This window comes from Brevundimonas sp., assembly GCF_013823285.1.
Classification (GTDB): domain Bacteria; phylum Pseudomonadota; class Alphaproteobacteria; order Caulobacterales; family Caulobacteraceae; genus Brevundimonas.
This window is the reverse complement of the sequence record NZ_PNLV01000170.1, coordinates 1-3,206: the sequence shown is the minus strand read 5'-3', so window position 1 is coordinate 3,206 and position 3,206 is coordinate 1. Positions and strand designations below refer to the sequence as shown.

Genomic DNA, 3,206 nt, shown 5'->3' with positions numbered 1-3,206 from the left:
CGGACGGCACGCGCATCGAGGTGTTCGCCAATCTGGGCGCCGTGGGCGAAGCCGAGCGGGCGGTGGCCAACGGCGCCGAGGGCTGCGGCCTGCTGCGCACCGAGTTCCTGTTCCTCGAGCGCGAGACCGCGCCTGACGAGGACGAACAGGCGGCCCAGTATCAGGCCATCGCGGACGGGTTGGGCGGACGGCCGCTGATCGTGCGGACGCTGGATGCGGGGGGCGACAAGCCCATGCCCTATCTGCCCATTCCCCACGAGGAAAACCCGGCGCTGGGCCTGCGCGGGGTGCGGGTGGGCCTGTGGCGGCCGCAGATGCTGATGACCCAGCTGCGGGCCATCCTGCGGGTCACGCCCGCAGGCCAGTGCAAGATCATGGTTCCCATGGTGGCCAGCCCCGATGAGCTGGCCGCCGTGCGCCGCATGCTGGAGGAGGCGCGGCGCGACATGGGGGTGACGACACCGGTCCAGCTGGGGGTGATGATTGAGACGCCCGCCGCCGCCGTCACCGCCGACCTGATCGCCGAACAGGCCGACTTCCTGTCCATCGGCACCAATGACCTGACGCAGTATGTGCTGGCCCGCGACCGGGGCAATCCGGCGGTGGCCGCCGACATCGACGGGCTGCACCCCGCCGTGCTGCGCCTGATCCGCCAGACCTGCGAGGCCGGTCAGGCGAAGGGCCGCTGGGTCGGGGTGTGCGGCGGGCTGGCGGGCGACATGGCCGCCGCGCCGATTTTGGTGGGGCTGGGCGTGACCGAGCTGTCGGCGGCGCCCGCCGTGCTGCCGGACCTGAAGGCGCTGCTGCGCGGCCTGACGCTGGAGACCTGCCGCGATCTGGCGAGGCGCGCGCTGGCGTGCGCCTCGGTGGACGAGGTGCGCGCCCTCGCCGATGATTTCCGAAGGGGAGCCGACCGATGAAGGCCCTGCTCGAACGCCTGCAGCCTCTGGGCCGCGCCCTGATGCTGCCCATCGCGGTGCTGCCCGCCGCCGCCCTGCTGCTCAGGCTGGGCCAGCCGGACCTGCTGGACATCGCCTTCATGTCTGCGGCGGGGGACGCGGTGTTCTCGAACCTTGGCCTGCTGTTCGCCATCGGCGTGGCCGTGGGCTTCGCCCGCGACGGCAACGGGGCGGCCGGACTGGCGGGGGTGGTCTGTTTCCTGATCGCTGTCGAGGGCGCCAAGGCGCTGCTGGTCGTGCCGCCGGAGGTGGTCGCCGGACTGCCCGAAGCCTCAGTCGCCCTGGCCGAGGCGGCGTGGCGGGACGGGGCTCTGGCGCGGCTCAGCGTGCCCATCGGCATCATCTCCGGCCTGATCGCGGGGGATTTCTACAACCGGTTCTCGACCCTGAAACTGCCGGAGTATCTGGCCTTCTTCGCCGGGCGGCGCTTCGTGCCTATCGTCAGCGGCGTGGCGGGACTGGCGCTGGCGGCCATCATCGGGTTCGGCTTTTCGGGCATCAGCGGGGCCATGGACGGCTTCAGCCGCGCCATCGTCGGTTCGGGCGAGGTGGGGCTGTTCCTCTACGGCGTGCTGAACCGCCTGCTGATCGTCACGGGGCTGCACCACATCCTCAACAACATCGCCTGGTTCGTGATCGGGGATTATCAGGGCGTCACCGGCGACCTGCGCCGGTTCTTCGCCGGAGACCCCGACGCCGGGGCCTTCATGTCCGGCTTCTTCCCGGTGATGATGTTCGGCCTGCCAGCCGCCTGCCTGGCCATGTACCACGCCGCCAAACCGGAGCGGAAAAAGGCCGTGGGCGGCATGCTCATGTCCCTGGCCCTGACGGCGTTCCTGACGGGGGTGACCGAGCCCATCGAGTTCACCTTCATGTTCCTGGCCCCGGTGCTGTACGCCGTGCACACCGTGCTGACCGGCGCGGCCATGGTGATCATGAGCCTGCTGGACGTGAAGCTGGGCTTCGGCTTTTCGGCGGGCCTGTTCGACTATGTGCTGAACTTCAACCAGTCCACCCGGCCCCTGATGCTGATCCCGGTGGGGCTGGCCTATTTCGCGCTGTACTACGGGCTGTTCCGGCTGGTGATCCGCTGGATGGACCTGAAGACGCCGGGGCGCGAAGACGAGCCCATGACGGCCACCGGGGTCGTGCAGGCGGCGGCCGGCGGGCGGGGCGCGGCCTATCTGGCGGCCCTGGGCGGGGCGGCCAATGTTGACAGCGTGGACGCCTGCACCACGCGGCTGCGCCTGATCCTGAACGACCAGAATGCGGTGGACGAGGCGGGGCTGAAGGCGCTTGGCGCGCGCGGGCTGGTGCGGCCCTCGGACCGGGCGCTGCAGGTGGTGCTGGGCCCCATCGCCGATCAGGTGGCGGACGAGATCCGCGCGGCCCTGACGGCGGGGCCTGTTGCGGATGACGGGAACGCCGAGGACTGGCTGGCGGCCCTCGGCGGACGGGATAATGTTCTTTCGGTCGAGCGGCGCGACGGCCGGGTGCTGCTGCGCCTGAAGGCCGGGGCCGGACTCGATGTGGCCGCGCTGAAGGCCCTGGGCGCGCGGGGGGTAGCCGTGACCGCCGCCGGGGCGCACCTGATCCTGGGCCCCCGCGCCGAGGCCGTGGCCAGGAACCTGGCCGCCGCTTCCTGAACGGAGCCTTCTCGCGCCGCCGTCACGGGATGACGGAGAACCGCCAGCGTGTGTGGTGGCGATAGCTCTGGCCGGGATCGAGGCGGGCCGGGGGGAAGTCCGGCCGGTTCGGCGCGTCCGGGAAGTTCTGGGGTTCCAGACACAGACCCTGCCCCTGGCCATAGGGGACGCCGCTGCGGCCGATCAGGTCTCCGGTCAGGAAATTGCCGGAGTAGAATTGCAGCCCCGGCTCGGTGGTCAGCAACTCCATCACCCGGCCGGAGGCTGGATCGGTCACCCGCGCGGCGAAGGTCGGCGTGTCGGTCCGCCCGTTGTCGCGGACGAAATTGTGGTCATAGCCGCGGCCGATGCGGATCTGGGCGTCCCGGGCGTCGCGTACGTGATCGCCGATGCGGCGCGGACTTCGGAAGTCGAAGGGCGTCCCGTCTACGGGGCGGATCTCGCCGGTGGGGATCAGGCCCTCGTCCACCGGCGTAAAGGCGGCGGCGGCGAGGGTCAGATGGTGATCCATCACGTCACGGCCGCCGTCGGCGCCGGCCAGGTTGAAATAGCCGTGGGGCGCCAGCGACACCACGGTCGGCGCATCGGTGACGGCCTCCAG

3 protein-coding genes are annotated in these 3,206 nt (G+C 71.0%); 2 read left to right on the top strand and 1 reads right to left on the bottom strand.

What is annotated here, in order from left to right:
- The coding region (locus C0461_RS14005; RefSeq protein WP_292107876.1) for an aldolase/citrate lyase family protein at positions 1 to 920 on the top strand (920 nt) is incomplete at its 5' end.
- Positions 917 to 2,605 carry an N-acetylglucosamine-specific PTS transporter subunit IIBC gene (nagE, locus tag C0461_RS14000; RefSeq protein ID WP_292107874.1) on the top strand — a complete coding sequence of 563 codons (1,689 nt, stop codon included), beginning with the start codon at positions 917 to 919 and terminating at the stop codon, positions 2,603 to 2,605. The genes C0461_RS14005 and nagE, both read left to right, overlap by 4 nt.
- A 22-nt stretch (positions 2,606 to 2,627) precedes the next feature.
- On the opposite strand, the gene C0461_RS13995 is transcribed toward nagE, so the two are convergent.
- The coding region (locus C0461_RS13995) for an aldose epimerase family protein (RefSeq protein WP_292107872.1) at positions 2,628 to 3,206 on the bottom strand (579 nt) is incomplete at its 5' end.